This is a genomic window from Nonomuraea sp. NPDC003560, from assembly GCF_042878785.1.
Classification (GTDB): Bacteria; Actinomycetota; Actinomycetes; order Streptosporangiales; family Streptosporangiaceae; genus Nonomuraea.
Map to the genome: position 1 here is coordinate 157,222 of NZ_JBIAOF010000009.1, position 18,778 is coordinate 175,999.

Below are 18,778 nucleotides of genomic sequence, written 5' to 3' on the forward strand. Positions count from 1 at the left end.
GATCGGGTCAGCCGGCCGGGGTCCGGCGCTGCGCCGCCGCGGCGGCCTGGCCGACCCCCTGCCTGATGCGGCTCTCCACCCGCGCGACCGCGCCCGTGCCGGCTGCCATGCTGGCCCCGGTGACCTGGGCCTGGCCGGTGACGAAGATGCCGTTGTTCAGGATGGTCGTCTGGCGGTCGCGCAGGTCGCTCACGTCGACGTTGTGCTCCTCCAGGAAGTCGGCGACGGCGTCCATGATGCGCTGCTCGGCGGCCTTGACGTACATCTCCTTGTCGAGCTGCTGGAAGTAGCGGTGGTAGAGGTGGTCGGTGGCGTGCTCGCGGGGGTTGTAGGCCGCGCCGTAGTTGAAGGTGTGGCCGCGGATGGCCTTGATGCTCGCCTTCTGCTGCCGCCTGCGCCTTCTCGGCTCCGAGAGCGCGGCGAGGGTGTTGGGCAGGGCCAGCACCAGCCCCGCGGCGGTGCGCCGCAGCGCCGACAGCGCGATGCGGGCCATCCGCTCCGAGGGCGCGCAGTTGACCAGCCGGTCGACGTCGCGGTAGGCCTCCCGCAGCGGCGGCAGCAGCGAGTAGCCGGCCTCGGTGAACATCATGCCCTTCTCGGCGAGCAGCACGAACCGCAGGAAGATCGAGATCACCACCTCGCCCTCCCAGCCGGTCACGCTCACCGTGAGATAGGGGCGGGCCCGCGTGCGCGGGTCGTCGCGCAGCTGGTGGATGAACCGCTCGCTCACCGTCGGCACCGGCGGCAGGAGGGCGTCGGGCAGCACGGCGGCCTGGAGCTCGGGGTCGGTCTCGTAACGCAGGTCGAGGCCGTTGACGAAGAGCTTGTCGCCGACGGTGAGACCGGGCAGGCCGAGGGCGGCGATCTCGGCGGCCACCCGGTCGTAGAGCTCGCCGACCGCGAAGGGCACGACCGTCTCGCCGGGCCGGGCCTTGGCGACGTTCATGGTGAACGACCAGTTGTTGATCCTGCTGCCGTAGCCGACGAAGGGGGAGTAGTCGGCGAACACCGTGACGTTCCCGGCGCCGCGGTCGGCGATGTCCACCAGATGGTCGCGCAGCGCGGGCGAGCTGGGCAGCGGCGCCTCGGCCGGGTCGAAGGAGTCGCGGGTCAGCCTGGTCAGGATGACCGACTCGTGGGCGTCGTAGAGCTCGGCGAAGACGACGAGCCAGGCCAGGAAGATCGGGAGCAGGACGAGCGGGCTGGACAGCAGGGCCAGGGTGGCCACGGCGAGCACGGCCAGCACGGCGTCGCGCACATGCTGGCGTCTTCGGGCCATCAGGCCGTACTTGAGCATCGTGGCCAGGTCGACGCCGGGGGACTGGGCGACGGCACGGAAGCGGTCATGAAGAATCGAGCGAATGGTGGAATTACGCACTTTCGCGTCGAGCATCATGGCGATGCAGAGATATCGGGTGACTTCCGTCGCGGCCGCGCGATCGCCCTGGAAATGGCGGCCACAATTAGCGCATACCAGGGAATCGGGCGAATTGGGGCTGTCGCAGTGACCGCAGTTCATCAGCTCAGTCCTCTGGTTGGGGCTTCGTGGAGCCTGACGTCACCCCGACTTTAACGAGCGCGCGTCCGGCGTCGCCACGCAAAAAGAATTCGCCCTGAGGACATTATTCGCCAAATATAATAAACAACAATGCCGGACCTCAGATCTCCTTGAGGAAGACGATCGCGTCCGCCTGATGGACGGTGGCGGGGTCGAGGGCCAGGTACGTGTGGTCCACCGGGACGCGGGGCGCCGGCCCGTGGTCGAGCGCCCCGGCCAGGCGGCGCGGATCGACGACGGCGCGGGCGTCGCACACCTCCGACAACAGGCCTTCGAGGGTGTCGGAGGCCGGGACGTCGGCGCCGCGGGAGCCGAACGTCGAGGCGGCGAAGGCGTACCGGTCGCCGAGGCACGCGGCGAGCACCGCCCCCGCGCTCCACCACCGCAGCTCCTCGCCCGCGAACCGCAACCGGCTCTCGTCGCGCTGCAGGTGACGGTTGTGGGCGAAGACGAGGGTGGGGCCCCGGCGCTCCTCGCGCCGGACGATCGCGTCGAGGTTGCCGGCCATCATCGCGTCGCGCAGGCTCATGAGCGCGCCGAGCCGGCGGGGCGAGGGGTCGGCCATGCCGGTGTGGTAGCGCAGCAGCCCGGTGGCGGCGCGGGCGTGCAGGCCGGCGCGCCACCGGTCGTCGCCGGACGTGACGGCCGCCAGGTGCGGGGCGTGCGCGGTCAGCAGCACGCCCAGATCGTCGGCGATCAGGCGGAGTTCCTTGACCTCCGGCGTACCGCCGATCGACCGGGAGGGGTCGGTGAGGGCGGCCGGGTCGGTCCAGCGCTCGTCGGGGCCGAGCAGCTCGTCGAGCCTTTCGCGGGTCAGGGGCAGGTCGAGGTGGGGGGCCAGGTAGTCGTACAGGGCGGTCAGGGCCGGGCGCGGGGCGGCCGGGCCGGTGATCTCCACCGGGGCGTCGAAGCCGTCGAAGCGCAGCCGGTCGCGCGGCGCGGACCGCTCGTTGCGGGCCCGCATCCAGCGCAGGAGCTCGCGGTTGGCGGGCGAGGCGCCGAACCCGTGGCTGAAGCCGCGGCTCATCGCCTCGTCGAGGGTGACGTCGCCGCCGGTGACGTACGCGTCGGCGGTCAGGCCGGCCAGGCAGTCGCTCTCGATGGCGATCGACCGGTAGCCCTCGTGCTCCACGAGGTGACGGAAGAGCTCGTTGCGCAGCTCCAGGAAGGCTTCGACGCCATGCGTGGGCTCGCCCAGGCCCAGCACGCGGACGCCGGGGGGCAGCAGCGCGGCGAGGGCGCCGCCGGTGAACGCCTGGACGGCGTCCCGGATCGAGGTCGTCATGCCTTCAACCGTATCGTTGAACTTCTCGTGTAAACTTTCGGCCGATCCCCCAGCGGGCAGGAGGGCATACCTTCAACATGCGGCCCATCGATCTGGCGCGCGCGCACGGCCTGTCCACGCAGGCGGTGCGCAACTACGAGGAGGCGGAGATCCTGCCGCCGTCCGAGCGTTCCGCGCACGGCTACCGCGTCTACACCCCGCGCCACGCGGCGGCGCTGCGGACGTTCCTGGCGCTGGTCCCCGCCCACGGGCACGCGACCGCGACCGCGATCATGCGGGCCGTGCACGGCGGCGGCCTGGCGGCGGCGCTGCGCCTGATCGACGAGGGCCACGCCCAGCTCGCCGAGGACCGCGGCACGCTGGAGGCCGTCGAACGCGCGCTGCGCGACCTGGCGCCGCCGCGCGAGCCGGAGCCGGGCGTGACGTTCATCGGCCCGCTGGCCCGCCGGCTGCGCATCAAGCCGGCGACGTTGCGCAAGTGGGAGCGGGCCGGGCTGACCGTGCCCCGGCGCGACCCGCGTACCGGCTACCGGGTCTACACCGCCGCCGACGTCCGCGACGTGCTGCTGGCCCACCAGCTGCGGCGCGGCGGCTACGGGCTGGAGCAGATCCGGCAGGTGCTGGACCAGGTGCGCGCGGCCGGCGGCATGGAACCCCTGCAGGCGACGCTGCGCGACTGGCACGACCGGCTCACGGCCCGGGGCCTGGCCATGCTCGCCGCCGCCGGCGCGCTGGACGCCTACCTGCGCGAGGGGAACTTTGCGACCGGAGAGGGCATCTAACACGCCGTGGAAGCGTCGAACGCCGGAGAACCGCAGCGTATAGGGCAATACTGGCTGGCCGGACGGCTCGGGTCCGGAGGCCAGGGGGTGGTGTACGACGCCTACGACCCCGAGGGCCGCCGGGTCGCGCTCAAGGTCCTGCACATGGCCGACAGCCCGGTGAGCCGTGAGCGGTTCGCCAAGGAGGCGGCCGCGGCCGGGCGGGTGGCGTCGTTCTGCACGGCGCGGGTGCTCGACTGCGACCTGTCGGGCAGCAGGCCGTACATCGTCAGCGAGTACGTGCCGGGCCCCAGCCTGCGCCGGGCGGTCGAGCAGGGGCGCCGGTTCGCCGGGGACGACCTGCACCGGCTGGCCACGGCGATCGCCACCGCCCTGACCGCCGTGCACGACGCGGGCGTGATCCACCGGGACCTGAAGCCGGACAACGTGCTGCTCGGCACCGACGGCCCGCGGGTGATCGACTTCGGGGTCGCGCGCACCCTGGACATGTCGCTGACCAGGACCGGCGAGGTGGCCGGCACGCCCACGTACATGGCGCCCGAGGTGTTCACCGGGCAGCGGGCGGGCGCGGCCGCCGACGTGTTCGCCTGGGGCGCGATCATCGTGTTCGCCGCCACGGGCGAGGACCCGTTCCGCGCCGACAACCTCGGCGGGGTCATGCACCGGGTGTTGTCGAGCCAGCCCGACCTGAGCGGGCTGCCGCCCCGGCTGGCCTCGCTGGTGTCGGCCGCGCTGGAGAAGGACCCGGCGGCCCGTCCCACCGCGCGCGACCTGCTGCTCGCCCTGGTCAGCGGCAACAGCGCCGACACCCGCGGGCTGCTGACGGCGGGCAGCCGCGCCGCCAGGGGCGTGCACGTGCCCGAGCAGGGCGACCCGGCGCTCGGCACGATCGCCGAGGACGCCTACGGCGCGCTCGCGCCCGAGGAGCGCGAGCTGGCCGCCGAGGTGTTCCTGCGCCTGGTGACGGTCACCGAGGACGGGCACGAGGCCGTGCGCTGGGCGTTGAAGGAGGACCTGCTCGCCGGACGCTCCGAGGGGGAGACGCGCGCGATCGAGCACATCCTCCAGGTGTTCTCCTACCTGGTGACGCAGAAGAACGAGGCGGTGGCGCTGTCGCGTCCCGCGCTGCTGCGCGCCTGGCCGCGGCTGCGCGTCTGGGTGGACGGCGACCGCGACGGGCTCGCCGTGCTCGGCCAGCTCAGCGACGCCGCCCGCCAGTGGGCCGGCAACGGCCGCAAGGACGGCGACCTGCTCCAGGGCAGCCGCCTCGACCAGGCGCTGACCTGGGCCGCCACCGGCCGCAGGCACATCACGCTGACCCCGCTCGAACGTGACTTCCTGGCCGCGGGCACCGGCCTGGCCCGACGGCGCGTGCGCCGCCGGCGGCTGACCACGGCCGCGCTGGCCGGGCTGCTGGTGGTGGCGCTGGCCGCGGGCGGCCTGGCCGTGCTGCGCGGCAGGCAGGTGACCGAGCAGAGCAGCCTGGCGGGCCGGCAGCGCGACCAGGCGGTCGGGCGGCAGGCCGCCGCCGAGGCCGACCGGCTGCGGACGAGCGACCCGGTCACGGCGATGCTGCTCAGCGTGGCGGGCTGGCGGCTGGCTCCCACTCCCGGCACCCGGCGGAGCCTGACGACCTCGCTGACGATGCCGGAGAGCGCCGTCTTCCGCGACCCCGGCGCCAAGGGCGTCTCGGCGTCGGCGTCGGCGGCCGGCGGGCGCGTCCGGGCCATCGCCGGCGAGGACGGCGTGCGGGTCTACGACGTGCCCTCCGGGCGGCAGACCGCGTTCTGGCGGTGGCCGCGCGGCCTGGACGCGCTGCCGTCGGCGGCGGCGCTCAGCCCGAGCGGGCGCACGCTGGTGGTGGTCAGCAGGGACACGGCCTACGCCTGGGACGCCAGGACGGGCGCCAAGCTGCGCGAGCACCGCGTCGGCGAGGGCGGCGTGCAGGTCGCCTTCGACGGCAACGAGAACCTGGCCGCGGTGATGCGCGACAGCACCCTGGACTTCCTGTGGGACACCAGGACCGGCGCCTCCTACACCCCGAAGCTGGAGGCGAGCGGCGCTCCGGCGATCGCGCCCTCCGGCGCCTACATCGCGGGCGTCGGGCCCAACCAGGGCGGCCTCAAGGTGATCCGCCTGCCCGGTCTCACCGTGGACACCCGCCTGCCGAAGGCGTGCGGGCCGGTGGTGGCGTTCACGCCGGACAGCAGGCGGCTGCTGTGCGCGAACGGCGACATCGCGGCCTTCGACCTGGCCACCGCCAGGAAGGTGCCCGATACCGACCGGCCCTTCTGGCAGGAGTCGGCCCTGGACGACACACTGGCCGGACGGCTGCGGCTGAGCCCCGACGGCCGCCGGATGCTGGCCGTCGAGGGCCGCACCCTGCACCTGCTCGACGCCGACGACGGCGACGAGGTCGCCCTCTACCAGGCCGAGGGCGAGCCCGAGGACGTCTGGCTGGAGGCCGACGGCCACACCGTCCGCTACGTGCTCGACAACTCGACCGTCACCGCCGACCTGACCTCCCGCCTCCCCTCCACCCGGCTGCCGCAGGGCTACGAGCTGGACGCCTTCAGCCAGGACGGCCGCCTGGCCGCCGCCACCAAGGACTCGGGGCCGGTCCGCGTGTGGGACGGCGGCCGGCTCGGCGTCCCGATGGCCGGCAGCGCGGGCGTCAGCGGGCAGCTGTTCGACCCGGCGGGCGCCCGGCTGTCCGCCGAGGGCGCGGACTCCTCGGCCGGCCTCTGGGACGTCGCCACCGGCCGCCGGTTGTGGCGCCACCCCGTGCCGCGCACGCAGTTCGTGCTGTCGAAGACGTTCACCCCCGACGGCCGCCGCCTGGTGCTGTCGCTCAAGGAGCTGAGCCAGCGGGACGCCCGCAACGAGCTGGTCGTCCTCGACGCCGGCACCGGCCGGACGCTCGCCCGCCACCCCCTGGCCACGGCCACCGAGACCATCGTGTCCACCCGCGACGGCACGGGCGTGGTGACCGCCACCGGCAAGGTCTACGACCTGCGCACCGGCAAGGCCGTCGGCCCCGGCTTCAACCGGTCGGGCCTGGCGATCGCGCTCAGCCCCAAGGCGCAGGTGCTCGCCCTCGGCTCGGCCACGGTCGAGCTGTGGGACGTCGCCGGCGGCCGCGAACTGCCGCCCGCGCTGCGCGTGGCCGCCCGGGCGCAGGTCGAGACCGTGCTGTTCAGCCACGACGGCTCGCTGCTCGCGCTGATCGGCAGGTCCATCGGGGAGACGTTCGACGACGTCTACACCGTGCAGGTCTGGGACGTCGGCTCGCGGGAGCGGATCGGCTCCTTCCCCATCGGCATCCTCGACCGGCTGGCCTTCAGCCCCGACGACCAGACCCTGTACGTCTCGGGCAACACCTCCGGGACGATCATCCGGATCCCGGTGGGCGCCGAGTCCGTGGCCCGCCTGGTGTGCGAGCGCGCGGGCCGCACGATGAGCCCGCAGGAGTGGCGGCGGCACCTGAAGGACGTGCCCTACCGGGACGTCTGCCCGGGCGCGCGGCGCGGACGGTCGTGACGCGCGCCGGTCGTCAGATCGCGGGCAGGCCCCGGTCGCCGTTCAGCACGCCGCCGCGCAGGCCGTCCAGGGCCGGGACGCGTGGCGGCACGCGCAGCGTCAGCATGGCGACGTCGTCGTCGTTGTCCTCGGGCCGGACGCGTGCCAGCAGCATGTCGCCGAGCGCGTTCAGCGGCCGGTGGGTGTGGGAGGCGGCGTACCGGCTCAGGCGGGCCAGCCCCTCGTCCAGGGAATGCCTCGGGGACTCGATCAGCCCGTCGGTGTAGAGCACGAGGGTGGACCCCGGCGGCAGCTCCACGACGGCGTCGGCGCGCTCCCCGCGGATGCCGGTGCCCAGCAGCAGGCCCTGGCCCTCCTCCAGGAAGCGGGTACGGCCGTCGCGCTCGACCAGCAGCGGCGGCGGATGGCCCGCGTTGCTCCAGCGCAGCAGCCAGCGGCCGTCGTCGGTGTGCTCCAGCCGGGCCAGGACGACGGTGGCCATGGTGGCCTGCGCCATGCGCACCACCGCGCGGTCGAGCCGGTCGAGGATGGCGCTGGGCAGGTCCTGCTCGGCGCCTGCGTAGGCGCGCAGCATGTTGCAGACCTGGGCCATCCCGGCGGCGGCCTCCAGGTCGTGGCCGACCACGTCGCCGATCACCAGGGCGGTGGCGCCGTCGGGCATGGTGAAGGCGTCGTACCAGTCGCCGCCGACCTGCGAGGCGCGGGGGGCGGGCACGTAGAGGGCGCTCATCTCCAGGCCGGGCACCGACGGCAGGCGCGGCAGCAGGTGGCGCTGCATGGTCTCGGCGACCCGGCGCTGCCGCTCGTACAGGCGGGCGTTGTCCAGGGCGAGCCCGGCGCGCCGGGCGATGTCCTCCACCAGCAGCAGGTCGGCGGTGGTGAACGCGCCGGGCCGCTCGGCGCGGCCGAGCGTCAGCGCCCCGACCACCTCGCGCACGCCGCGGATGGGCGCGATGACCGCCGAGTGCATGCCGGTCCTGCGGAACAGCTCCTGCTGGAAGACCGCGATGCCGGAGTCGGGCGCGCCCTGGTAGGTCTCCGGCCCGGCCAGCGTCGCGGTGACCCCGCGCAACGCCCGCGACAGCGGCATCGGCGACTCCTCGGGCACTGCGGGCATCGGCCCCTCCAGGTCCTCGTGGTGCACCAGGACGCCGTCCTCGTGGTGGACGACGGCGGCGCGGCTCACGCCGCCGTGCTCGGTGAGCAGGTCCACCACCACCCAGTCCGCCAGCAGCGGCACCACCAGGCGGACGAGCTGGCGCAGCGTCTCGTCCACGTCGAGGCTGGCGGTGAGCGTCGTGGTCGTCTCGGCCAGCAGCGCCAGCCGGTCGAGCTCGGACATCGACGTCTCGTGCGTCGGCTCGGGGATCTGCGCGCCGGGCTCGTCGGCGTCGTGGAAGAGCACCAGCGCCCCGGTCCTGCCGTCGGCCAGCAGGCAGGGCGTGACCAGCCAGGAGGCCGGCAGCAGGGAGCCGTCGCCGCGCGCCAGCCATTCCCGCTCGCCCTGGGAGGTGCCGCCGGTGATGAGCGGGCGTCGCATCGCGCACCGGCTGCGCGGCAGCGTCTCACCGCGCGGGCCGCGGTGGAGCAGGTCGTGGGCGTCCGCGCCGAGCAGTTCGGCGGCGGGACGGCGGAGCAGCGCCTCGGTGCGCGGGGCGACCTCGACGATCCGGCCCCGGTCGTCCACGACGTACCCGCCCGCGTGGGTCAGGTCGCGCAGCCCGCGGGGACGTCCGTCCTGCGGCCGGTGCGGCCCGGCGTCGTGCTCGGGCACGTTCATGGTGTCGGCTCCTCTCGTCCCCACCTCCTACCCGCCGGCCCGTCCATCACCAGGGACGCCCGCGGTCCTGACAGTATGGCCGAGCTTGTGGGGGTGTGTTCAGCCGCCGAGGATCCGGGTGCGGTCGCCGGCCCCGTCGGAGAGGAACGACGCCAGGGCACCTCCCTCCTCGCCGACGGCGGCGCGCTCGGCCGGGGACAGGCCGCGCAGCGGCGTGACGAGCACGGTGTCGTCCTCGACGGTCCAGGTGGCCGCGACGCGGCCGTCCACCAGGACCATTCGGGCGCCGGCGACCGACAGGCCGCGGTGTTCGCGGTCGATGATGCGGTCGCGGTCGTCGTAGCCGAGTATCGCGTTGTCGAACGCCGGCAGGAACCGCACGGGGGCGGGCGTGCCGGGGTCGGGGCGCGGCGCGCCGGGCAGGTCCAGCAGTTCGCGGCCGCGTTCGTCCCGGAAGGCGACCAGCTCGTCGCGTACCGCCGCCACGGCCTTGGGCAGGCCCGCCAGGCCGGACCAGGCGCGCAGGTCGGCCGTGGCGGCGGGGCCGTACGCCGCCAGGTAACGCCGTACGAGAGCCTGCCCCACGGGGTCGGAGCCGTCGGCGGACGGCGGGTCCACCTCCCGCCCTAGCCAGGACGACAGCGGCAGGTTGCGCACGCCCGCCCGCGTCCGCCACAGCCCGCGCGGCGGGAGCTGCGCCATCGGGACCAGCGCGGCGACCAGCATCTCGCCCAGCGCCCGCGGCCCCGGCCCGGGCCAGCGATCGGCCACCGCCCGCGCGAGCTGCGACATCGAGCGCGGCTCGCCGTCGGCCAGCACCGCCCGTCCGGCAGCCGCGAGCTCGTCGAGGTCCACCCCGGCCAGCTCGCGGCGGTAGACCCCGAGCACCCGCTGGCGCAGCATCGCGTCGTGCCGGGATCGCCAGGTCAGGACGTCGGCGGCGGTGACCAGGTGGACGGTGCGCCGCATCAGGTGGGTCCGGACCACGTCCCGGCCGGTCAGCAGGTCCGACAGCGCGGCCGGGTCGAAGGCGCGCAGCCGTGACCAGAGCCCGGTGAAGGGCTCCTGCGGCTCCTGCGCCTGCAGGCCGCACAGGTGCCCGACGGCGTCGAGGACCGGCAGGCCGGCGCGGTCGAGCAGCAACTGGCGGGCGAGCGTGGCGCGGTTGAGCGCCCTGGTGCTCAGAACGGTCATCTCTTCTTCCCGTGTTCAGGGCGCTCTTCTTGCCGCGCTCAGGACGCGCCGTGCTCGACGATCCAGGTCACCCCGAAGCGGTCGCGCACCATGCCGTGCAGCGGCACCCACTGCGCGGGCCCGAGCGGCCGCACGACGGTCGCGCCCGCGCCCAGCCCCTCCCAGTACGCGGTGGCCTCCTCGGCCGTGTCCGCGCCGAGCGAGACGAAGAACGCGTTCTCGCCCTGGTCCCAGGGCAGGTGGGCGGGCACGTCGTAGGCCATCAGGCGGAAGCCGCCGGGCGCGGCCACCTGGCCCCACATCACCCGGCCGGCGTCGGCGGGGTCCTGGACGTTCCCGGCGTCCGCGTAGGTCACGGTGGTGACGTCCCCGCCGAACACCGACCGGTAGAACGCGAGCGCAGCGGCGGCCTCGCCCCGGAAGTTCAGATGAGTAACGACATTTGCAGGCATGGCAGGCTCCTCGCCGGTTCGGCTCATGGTCGCCGGGAGCCGTCCGGCCCCCGGTTGCGATGCCCATGCTGGCGGAGGAAGCGGTCAGGTTGTGGCCTCTTCTTGCGGCACCATGGGAAACATGCAGAAGACCTCGGCACGCCTGCTGGCCCTGCTCTCGCTGCTCCAGATGCGCCGCGACTGGCCGGGGGCGCTGCTCGCCGAACGGCTGGAGGTCAGCCCGCGCACCGTGCGCCGCGACGTCGACCGTCTGCGCGACCTCGGCTACCCCATCGCGGCGATCAAGGGCCCCGACGGCGGCTACCGGCTCGACGCGGGCAGCGAGCTGCCGCCGTTGCTGTTCGACGACGAGCAGGCCGTCGCGCTGGCCATCGCGCTCCAGATCGCCGCCACCGCCGGGGCGGGCATCGAGGAGGCCGCGGCGCGGGCGCTCACCACCGTCCGGCAGGTCATGCCCGCACGGCTGCGCCACCGGATCGACACCCTCCAGGTGACCGCCGTCGAACGGGCGGGCGCACGGCCCGAGCCGCAGGTGGCCGGCGGGGTGCTCGTCGCACTCAGCGCCGCCGTCCATGCCCGTGAGGTGTTGCGCTTCGACTACCCGTCGGAGGCGGACGACGGCGGCGCGCTGCCGCCGCCCCGGCGGGTGGAGCCGCACCACCTCGTCACCTGGGGCGGCCGCTGGTATCTCGTCGCGTGGGACCTCGACCGCGCGGACTGGCGCACCTTCCGCGCCGACCGCATCCGGCCGCGCACGCCCACCGGGCCGCGCTTCACCCCGCGCGAGCTGCCCGGCGGCGGGGTGGCCGCCTTCGTCACCGCGCGCTTCCGGGGCTCGGACGAGGCGGGCGACTGGCCCTGCCGCGGCGAGGTGATCCTCGCGCTGCCCGCGGCGGTCGTGTCCCGTTACGTCCGGGACGGGCTCGTCGAGGAGGCGGGGCCGGACCATTGCCGGATCGTCATGGGATCGTGGTCGTGGCTGGGGCTGGCGGCCGCGCTCGGCAGGTTCGACGCCGACATCGAGGTCGTCGGCCCCGCCGAGCTCAGGGACGCCTTCGCCCAGCTGGCCCGCCGCTACACCGCCGCCGCCTCCTCCTGACCCCCGGCTCACTTCTCCGGGAGGCGGGCGACGTCGGAGACCGGGCCGAGATGGGCGAGCTTGTCCGGGTTGACCACCGAGTGGATCGCCTGGATCAGGCCGTCGGCGACGTCCAGCTCGACCACGCCCGCCACGCGTCCCTCGGCGTCGTACATGACCGCGCCGGGGCGGCCGTTGACCCAGGCCGTCCGTACCGTGACGCCGAGCGCGCGGACCCGGCGCAGCCCCGCGACCAGCATCTTGACGACGCGGGGCGCCCCGGCCGCCGGTCTGGCCATCGCCTGGGCCTTGCCGCCGCCGTCCCCGTGCAGGACCACGTCGGGCGCGAGCATGCCGAGCAGCGCGTCCAGGTCACCGCCGCCGGCCGCGTCGAAGAACCTGCGGGCCAGCTCCTCGCCCGCCGCCCGCCGCGCCCGGGTCGGCGCGCTGTCGCGGGACTGCCGGCCGGCGGCGACGCGCTGCCTGGCGCGGGCGAGGATCTGCCGGCAGTTCACCTCGGTCTTGCCGGTGATCCGCGCGACGTCCTGGTAGCCGTACCCGAACACCTCGCGCAGCATGAGCACCGCCCGTTCCACCGGCGACAGGGACTCCAGCAGCACGAGGAACGCCATCGACAACGAGTCGGCCAGCTCGGCGTGCTCGGCCGGCCCCGGCTCGCCGGGGTGCGCCACGACCGGCTCGGGCAACCATTCGCCCACGTACGTCTCCCGTCGCACCCGCGCCGAGCGCAGGTGGTCGATGCCCAGCCGCGTCACCGCGGTCGTCAGGTACGCCTTCGGCTCGGTGATCACGGTGCCCGCGTTGCGCGCCCTGGTCAGGCCCAGGAACGCGTCCTGCACGATGTCCTCGGCGTCGCCCACGGAACCGGTCATCCCGTAGGCGATGGAGAACAGCAGCGGCCGGTATCCGGTCACGTCCGGCTCCTCCGCCTGGGGGTCGGTCGCGTCGGCTCCTGTACCGCGGCTCATCTGCTCGGCCTTCCCGTCCGGAGGTGCTTGCGTACGACGCCCAGCAGGGTAGGCGTGCGGCTGGACCTCCTCGTGACCAGGCAGGCCGGTCCGGTGGCGCACGGAGGTCACCACGCGATCGGGCCGAGGCGGTCGACGAAGACGCCGGTCGGGCCGTCGGGGCCCAGGGTCGCGAGCCGGACGATCGAGTCCGTGCCCTCGGTGACCGTCAGCAGGCCGGTGTGACGGTTCATGTCGGTGGCGGCGAACTTGTGGTTGGCGGTCTCGCCGGGGGTGGCGACGTTGAACTTGATGTGCGGGAGCGCGTGGGCGTACCGGACGGTGATCATGTTCAGGGCCGCCTTGGAGGAGCTGTAGGCGAGCTCGTGCATCTTCGAGACGGGCTGGTCCGGATCGGTGACGACGGCGAAGGAGCCGCCGCCGCTGGACACCATCACCACCCGCGGGTTCTCGGCGGCCTGGAGCAGCGGCAGGAAGGCGTGGGTGACCCGGACCGGGCCGTAGACGTTGGTGTCGTAGACCGCGTGGATCTCCGCGGCGGTGGCGTCCGCGGGCGGGACGGCGTTCCCCGGCGCGCCGGCGTTGTTGACCAGCACGTCCAGGCGGTCGGTGTGCTCGCGGACGAGCCGCGCGGCCTCGTTCACGGACGCGTCGGAGGTCACGTCCAGGGGGATCATGATCACGTCGATGCCGTCCTCGGCCAGCCGGGCGGCGGCGGCCTGCCCGCGGGCCTCGTCGCGGGAGCCGAGGAAGATCGTCCAGCCGAGTGCGCCGAGGCGGCGGGCGGCTTCGAGACCGAGCCCCTTGTTGGCGCCGGTGATCAGTGCGGTGGTGCGTTCCGTGGTCGTCATGCGCTCTAAGACGGAACCCCCTCCGTGGCTGTGACAGTTTGTGAGCGACGTCACAACGGGCCGTTCCGAGCTGGGGTAGAGCCTGGCATTGGTCGACGACCGTCACCGACTTCCGTGCCGGGTTTGCCGGTGGGGGCTTCCGAAGAGCATCGGTGGCCCTTCTCGGGTCGCGTCGCCACGGCCGCTGAAGTCGCCGGGTGGTGGGATGGCACCTCGTCATGCCGCGAGGGCGGCCACCACCTTGTCCGCGAGCCGCTGCAGGCGGGCCGGGTCGGCGGGGGCCTGGCGGACGGTGGTGCTCCAGTAGAGGGGGCCCGCCAGCAGGTCCAGGCCGAGTTCGAAGTCGGTGTCGGGCGCGAGTTCTCCGCGTTCCACGGCCCGCCGCAGGACGTTGACCGCCTTCTCGCGTCGGGCTCCACCGACCCTGTCGCGCAGGGAGTCGGCGATGTTGGGATGGTGGACGCCCGCGGCGAACAGGTCGGGCAGAATGCGCGACACCAGTGGATGCCGGAGCGCCTCGTCGACCGCGGTCAGGAAGGCCAGGACGTCGCCGCGCAGGGTTCCGGTGTCGGGGGTGTCGGTTGCGGCGATGGAGACTTGGGTGATCAGGTCGATGGTCACGGCTTCCTTGGACGGCCAGCGCCGGTAGATGGCGGCCTTGCCCGAGCCGGCCCGCCGGGCCACGGCCTCCAGCGACAACCTTCCGTAGCCGACCTCGGCGAGCTCTTCGAGGAAGGCGGTGCGGATCGCGTCGGTGACGGCGCCCTGAAGCACGGGCCCGCCGGGCGGGCGAGCTGCTGGCGATCGACTCATGCCGCCGAGCCTACCCGAGACGGAACGGTTGCGTCTCGGGTCGGGCCGGGGCTAGGGTGCGACATGTCGAGACGGTCCCGTTCCGTCTCGCTCAACGAGGGGAGTCCGCCGTGAAGTTCCTCTTCGAGTCCCTTCGTACGGCGTGCTTCGCCCCTCGCAGCGGGCCCGACCTGGGCGAGGTGATCGGAACCGCACGGGCCATCCCGGCCGGCGACGAGGACGCCTGGTACCGGCAAGCGCACCAGCGAGCGCAGATGCGCGGCCGGAGCATGGGCTCGCTCCCGAGAGGTTGGCCTTCTTCACCGATGCGATCTTCGCGATCGCGATGACGCTGCCGGCGGTGGAGCCGGAGCGCCAGGACGAGGAGTGACGGGGAGTCCGGGGCTGTGGGACTTCCTGGTCGACCAACGGGGCTCCCATTGGCGTTCGCGCTGGCGTTCGTCCTGCCGTGGTGGGTGTGGCGCCGCCACCACCAGCTTGAAGGACATCGTCCGCCGGCTGGCGAAGGGGTTCGCGTTCCGGCACGCGCCGGTCCTGCTCCTGGTCGCCTTCCTGCCGTTCCCGACCGCGTTGATCGGCGCATCGATCGCCAACCCGATGGCGCGGGCCCTGTTCGCCGCTACGGCGGACCCCTCGCCGTCCGCCTCTCGCCCGCCCGATTCAAAGCTGGGGCAGCCCGTGAACCTCAGCGGTGAACCCGGGCCGGACCTGATCAATCCCCAAGCACGATGAGTACCGAAAAGAGCAACCAGATGACCGACACCATCGGCCGGATCGACCAGGCCGTCCACATGACCGCGACCATCGTCGAGGGCATCACCGACGAGCAGCTCACCGCCCCCACACCCTGCGCGGGATGGGACGTGCGCACCGAGCTCAACCACCTCGTCGGCGGCATGCGCATCTTCGCCGCCGAGCTCACCGGCACCGACCCCGGCGGCGAGCACGAGGATGACTGGCTGGGCACCGACCCGCAGGGCGCCTTTCTCGGAGCCGCCCGGCTCGACCTCGCGGCCTGGCACCGCGAGAGTGCTCTGAAGACGACCGTGCGGCTGGGATTCGGGGAAGTGCCCGGGCCGATGGCCGCACTCGTCCATCTGACCGAGGTCCTGGTGCACGGCGTCGACCTGGCGATCGCCACCGACCAGGAAACGCTGGTGGACGAGCAGGCCTGCGACGACTTGCTCGCCACCATGCGCGGCATGGACTTCGACGCCTTCCGCCGCCCCGGAATGTTCGGCCTCGAACTTCACCAGCCCGCAGGCGCACCCGCCCACCGGCGGCTGCTGGCCTTCCTCGGCCGCGACCTCGCCCCGCATCGGGCCAGGTGAGGCGTGGCCGGAGGCGGCGCGGCCGGGTCTGCGCTCAGTGGCGGACGTCCGGCCGTTCACGCGGGCAGGGCGCTGACCTGCGGTGGCGAGGTCCTACCGCTCCCGGACGTCGCTGCGGTGGCGACTTCATCCCGACCTCGCATGCGCATGGTCAATTTCTGGATTTGAATTTCCAGAAATTAGAAAATGTTAGGGTGTCGCCGTGACTGCGGAGGTCGGCGTGGTGACGCCTTGCAAGCATTGTGGAGCTCCCATCGAGCAGCGGCCGGGGCGCGGGCGGCCGAAGTCGTACTGTCCGGAGAAGGGGTGCCAGGCGGCGGCCAAGCGGGAGCGCGAGCTGCGGCGGGCCACCCCCGGGCTGGAAGGAGCGCTGGCCAGGGCCGAGCAGTTGTACGACCGGATGGAGACCGGGCTTCTCGCGGCCATCGAGCCGCTGGCCAAGGCCCTGTCCGACGAGCTGAGCCCGGCCGGGGTCGAGGCCAAGCTGAGCGCCGTCCAGGCAGAGGCGCACACGCGCGTGGCGATCGCCCGCACCGAACGTGAGCAGGCCTTCGAGCAGGTACGCCTGGCCCGTGAGGCCACCGAGCACGCGCGCCGGCAGACCGCCGAGATGCGAGCCCGGCTGGAGGAGGCCGAGAACGAGCGCGAGACGGCGCTGCAGGACGCCGAACGCGCCCGCGAGCAGGCCCTGGCCGCTTTGCGCGAGGCGGCCAGCACCGAACGGCAGGCGTTGCAGACCGCCGAGAAGGCGGTCCGGCGGGCCGAGCAGGCCGAACGACGGGTGAAGGAGGCGTCGCGCCAGGCCGAGCTGACCGAGCAGACCCGGGATCAGGTCGTCCAGGAGCTGGCCGAGCAGGCGGAGGCGGCCGAGGATCGGGCCGAGGAGGCGCGGGCGCAGGCCGTACAGGCCGGGCTGGAGGCGGACCGGGCGCGGGAGGAGAGAGATCGCGCCCGGGAGGAGGCGGCGGCGGCCGGGCGGGCGCGCGAGCTGGCGGAGCGAGCGGTGATCGCGGCCACGGCCAGGGAGGAGGCGGCCGCGCAGGAGCGGGAGCGAGCCGTTGAGCGGGCCGAACGTGCCGAACGCGCGGCCGCAGAGGCCGAGCGGGACCGGGCGGTCGCACAGCGGGAGGCCGCCCAAGCCGCGACCGAGGTGGGCGACCTGGTCCGGAAGCTGGCGGCCGCCGAGGAGGACGCCGCCGCGGCGCTGGCCAAGGAACGCAGACAACACGCCCGGGAGAAGGTACGGGCCGCGGCGGCGGTCAAGGAACGCGACCAGCTGCTGGGGGAGTTGCGGCTGGAGCGCATGCGCCTGGCGGACGTACGGGCCGAGCTGGACGCCGCACGCGCCGAGGCCGCCCTCCTACGGGAACGAGCGGTCGCCGCCGAACTCGCCCAACGAGCCCTCGGCCCCGAACCACAGGCGACACAGGCCGACTGACCGCGGGCGACACCGGGCAACGGACTTGCGGGCGGCGCGGACCGGGCATCAACCAGAAACACCCGCCCGGCCGCAGACAACCAGAACCACACGCCGCATCGCGCACCGCAGACTGCCCGAACCGCACTCCGGACCGCACCTCGGACCGCAGGCTGCGCGACTCGGACCTCGTAGCTCGCGGGCGGCGAAGGCGATCAGGTCGCCGCGGTGGTCATGGCGCCAAAGACTCGGTCCGATCGTCCCTGGAGGCCTACTCCTCCGGCTCCCAGGCGCGGAGCAGGTCGAGCAGCGTTGCGTCTCCGTCAACGTGCAAGGAGTCGGCCTGGATACGGTCGTACAGGTAGAGGACCAACTCACTGGCCGTGCCGTGGACGGAGGCGCCGGCTGCGTCCCGGTCCTCGCCGGTCGCGGCAGTGGGCGCGGGGATGCGGGTGGAGCGTGCGCCGTCGCCGTCGACCGTGAGGCGCCAGGAGCGGCCCTCGGCGGCGTGGAAGTCGAAGGCTGTGGGCTTGTGCGGCCAGGCGCTGGGCGTCGCGACGCAGGTGAACAGGAACTCCTCGACACCGTCGAGGGCGACCCCGACCGGCACCGGCTCCGGGGCGCCCGCGGCGAGCTGGGCGTCGTACGTGTGCACGGCGCTCTCCTGAACCCGGTGCCGGGCGACTCCGCCGGAGGTCCGTGGCGTCTGCAGGGCACTCCACCACGCCCAGCAGCCGGCGTCCGGGCCCGCCTCCCGCAGCACGTCCAGCAGAAGTCGCGTGGACTCCTCCAGCCAGGCCAGCAGCGCCTCGCGCTCCCGCGGCACTTCCAGCGCGGCGCGCGCGGCGGCGGCCTCGGCCGGGGGAGCGTCGGCAGGCCCCGCGCCGACGATGGCGGCCCAGAAACGGTCTCCCCCGCCCAGGTGCTTGACCAGATCGAACAGCTTCCACTCGGGGCAGGTCGGCACCGGTGCGTCGAGACTGGGCGCGGCGGCGACCGTGGCGCGGAAGGCGGTCGACCGTTCATCGATCAGTCGCAGCAGGTCAGGGAACTCCAGGTTCTTTTCCACGCCGGATGTCTATCACCGTCGATTCCGGGACCGGTAAGCGGAGCGGTTCGGTCAATGCGCACGAGGTCGCGGCGGAAGTGGTCAAGTGGCTGGGGCTGTGCACTGAGCATGCGGTCACCGATTGCGAGGACTGCTTGGATGCCTGCCAGGCATGTTCGGCGAGTGATGGGAAGGCCCGGAGGTGCAGGGGCATGCTGGAGGCATGAAGGATGATCAGGTAGCCGCCGCTGTCCGTGTGCTGATCAATCAGTACGACCCCGAAGGCCTGTTGGGCATGGGGGCTCCCGAGGACGAGTACGACCCTGAAGTGCGTGATCTGACCGCTCTGGTGCGCGGTGAGGAAGAGGTCACAGCCGAGGCTGTGGGCGCGGTCTGGAACCGATGGTTCAACGAGGTCTCCGAGTGGAGCACCCGGAGACCTGAGCAGGTCAATGAGGTTGCGGCCGCGCTGGAGAGGCTTCGTGGCCGGCAGCAGCGGTCGAATCTGCCGTGATTACAGGGCTCGCGATCGCCGGCTCGGCGAACGGGTCGTCATTCAGGTGGTTGCCCGAGCGTCGCCGGTGTCTCCCAGGCCGTCAGCTGCCTGGCGCTGAGGTCCAGCCTGGTGACGACCTCGGTGGGGGCTCTGGCAAGAGTGCG

16 protein-coding genes are annotated in these 18,778 nt (G+C 73.5%); 7 read left to right on the plus strand and 9 right to left on the minus strand.

Features of this window, described 5'->3' with window-relative positions; all coding sequences use genetic code 11:
- Nucleotides 1–7: 7 nt before the first annotated feature.
- Nucleotides 8–1,378 carry a hypothetical protein gene (locus tag ACFYUV_RS31930; RefSeq protein WP_387674796.1) on the minus strand — a complete coding sequence of 457 codons (1,371 nt, stop codon included), beginning with the start codon at nucleotides 1,376–1,378 and terminating at the stop codon, nucleotides 8–10.
- A 280-nt stretch (nucleotides 1,379–1,658) separates the two neighbouring features.
- The gene (locus ACFYUV_RS31935) at nucleotides 1,659–2,843 is read right to left on the minus strand and encodes an erythromycin esterase family protein (protein ID WP_387674798.1); all 1,185 of its coding nucleotides are present in this window, start codon (nucleotides 2,841–2,843) and stop codon (nucleotides 1,659–1,661) included.
- Nucleotides 2,844–2,920: 77 nt separating this feature from the next.
- Here ACFYUV_RS31935 and ACFYUV_RS31940 point away from each other — a divergent pair, with 77 nt between their 5' ends.
- Complete coding sequence (locus ACFYUV_RS31940) at nucleotides 2,921–3,625, plus strand: MerR family transcriptional regulator (RefSeq protein WP_387674801.1); 705 nt, start codon at nucleotides 2,921–2,923, stop codon at nucleotides 3,623–3,625.
- 6 nt (nucleotides 3,626–3,631) lie between these two features.
- Nucleotides 3,632–7,165: a protein kinase gene (locus ACFYUV_RS31945; RefSeq protein WP_387674804.1), complete on the plus strand. Its 3,534-nt coding sequence runs from the start codon at nucleotides 3,632–3,634 to the stop codon at nucleotides 7,163–7,165.
- A gap of 13 nt (nucleotides 7,166–7,178) precedes the next feature.
- On the opposite strand, the gene ACFYUV_RS31950 is transcribed toward ACFYUV_RS31945, so the two are convergent.
- The 3 genes from ACFYUV_RS31950 to ACFYUV_RS31960 all read right to left on the minus strand — a co-directional run bounded on the left by ACFYUV_RS31950 (nucleotide 7,179) and on the right by ACFYUV_RS31960 (nucleotide 10,591).
- Nucleotides 7,179–8,945, minus strand: a complete 1,767-nt coding sequence (locus ACFYUV_RS31950) for a SpoIIE family protein phosphatase (protein ID WP_387674807.1) — start codon at nucleotides 8,943–8,945, stop codon at nucleotides 7,179–7,181.
- Nucleotides 8,946–9,044: 99 nt separating this feature from the next.
- On the minus strand, nucleotides 9,045–10,139 hold the full coding sequence (locus tag ACFYUV_RS31955) for a winged helix DNA-binding domain-containing protein (RefSeq protein WP_387674810.1): 1,095 nt from the start codon (nucleotides 10,137–10,139) through the stop codon (nucleotides 9,045–9,047).
- A gap of 38 nt (nucleotides 10,140–10,177) precedes the next feature.
- Entirely contained in the window at nucleotides 10,178–10,591 is a 414-nt protein-coding gene (locus tag ACFYUV_RS31960) for a VOC family protein (protein ID WP_387674813.1), read from the minus strand.
- Nucleotides 10,592–10,712: 121 nt separating this feature from the next.
- Here ACFYUV_RS31960 and ACFYUV_RS31965 point away from each other — a divergent pair, with 121 nt between their 5' ends.
- Nucleotides 10,713–11,690, plus strand: a complete 978-nt coding sequence (locus ACFYUV_RS31965) for a helix-turn-helix transcriptional regulator (RefSeq protein ID WP_387674816.1) — start codon at nucleotides 10,713–10,715, stop codon at nucleotides 11,688–11,690.
- A gap of 8 nt (nucleotides 11,691–11,698) precedes the next feature.
- Here ACFYUV_RS31965 and ACFYUV_RS31970 read toward each other — a convergent pair whose 3' ends face one another.
- From ACFYUV_RS31970 to ACFYUV_RS31980, 3 genes are all read right to left on the minus strand, one after another.
- Complete coding sequence (locus ACFYUV_RS31970; RefSeq protein WP_387674819.1) at nucleotides 11,699–12,658, minus strand: RNA polymerase sigma-70 factor; 960 nt, start codon at nucleotides 12,656–12,658, stop codon at nucleotides 11,699–11,701.
- A 107-nt stretch (nucleotides 12,659–12,765) separates the two neighbouring features.
- On the minus strand, nucleotides 12,766–13,509 hold the full coding sequence (locus ACFYUV_RS31975; protein WP_387674822.1) for an SDR family NAD(P)-dependent oxidoreductase: 744 nt from the start codon (nucleotides 13,507–13,509) through the stop codon (nucleotides 12,766–12,768).
- Nucleotides 13,510–13,725: 216 nt separating this feature from the next.
- Complete coding sequence (locus ACFYUV_RS31980) at nucleotides 13,726–14,322, minus strand: TetR/AcrR family transcriptional regulator (protein WP_387674825.1); 597 nt, start codon at nucleotides 14,320–14,322, stop codon at nucleotides 13,726–13,728.
- A gap of 477 nt (nucleotides 14,323–14,799) precedes the next feature.
- Between ACFYUV_RS31980 and ACFYUV_RS31985 the strand changes: the two genes are divergently transcribed.
- From ACFYUV_RS31985 to ACFYUV_RS31995, 3 genes are all read left to right on the plus strand, one after another.
- Entirely contained in the window at nucleotides 14,800–15,054 is a 255-nt protein-coding gene (locus ACFYUV_RS31985; protein WP_387674828.1) for a hypothetical protein, read from the plus strand.
- Between the two features lie 20 nt (nucleotides 15,055–15,074).
- A complete protein-coding gene (locus tag ACFYUV_RS31990) occupies nucleotides 15,075–15,653 on the plus strand; it encodes a TIGR03086 family metal-binding protein (protein WP_387674831.1) in 579 nt (192 codons plus the stop codon).
- 202 nt (nucleotides 15,654–15,855) lie between these two features.
- Nucleotides 15,856–17,091 (plus strand): hypothetical protein, encoded by a 1,236-nt coding sequence (locus tag ACFYUV_RS31995; protein ID WP_387674834.1) that lies wholly within the window; start codon nucleotides 15,856–15,858, stop codon nucleotides 17,089–17,091.
- Nucleotides 17,092–17,341: 250 nt separating this feature from the next.
- Here ACFYUV_RS31995 and ACFYUV_RS32000 read toward each other — a convergent pair whose 3' ends face one another.
- Nucleotides 17,342–18,139, minus strand: coding sequence for a maleylpyruvate isomerase family mycothiol-dependent enzyme (locus tag ACFYUV_RS32000; protein WP_387674837.1), 798 nt, complete (start codon nucleotides 18,137–18,139; stop codon nucleotides 17,342–17,344).
- A 202-nt stretch (nucleotides 18,140–18,341) separates the two neighbouring features.
- On the opposite strand from ACFYUV_RS32000, the gene ACFYUV_RS32005 reads away from it, so the two are divergent.
- On the plus strand, nucleotides 18,342–18,632 hold the full coding sequence (locus ACFYUV_RS32005; RefSeq protein WP_387674840.1) for a hypothetical protein: 291 nt from the start codon (nucleotides 18,342–18,344) through the stop codon (nucleotides 18,630–18,632).
- The last annotated feature ends 146 nt before the right edge of the window (nucleotides 18,633–18,778 follow it).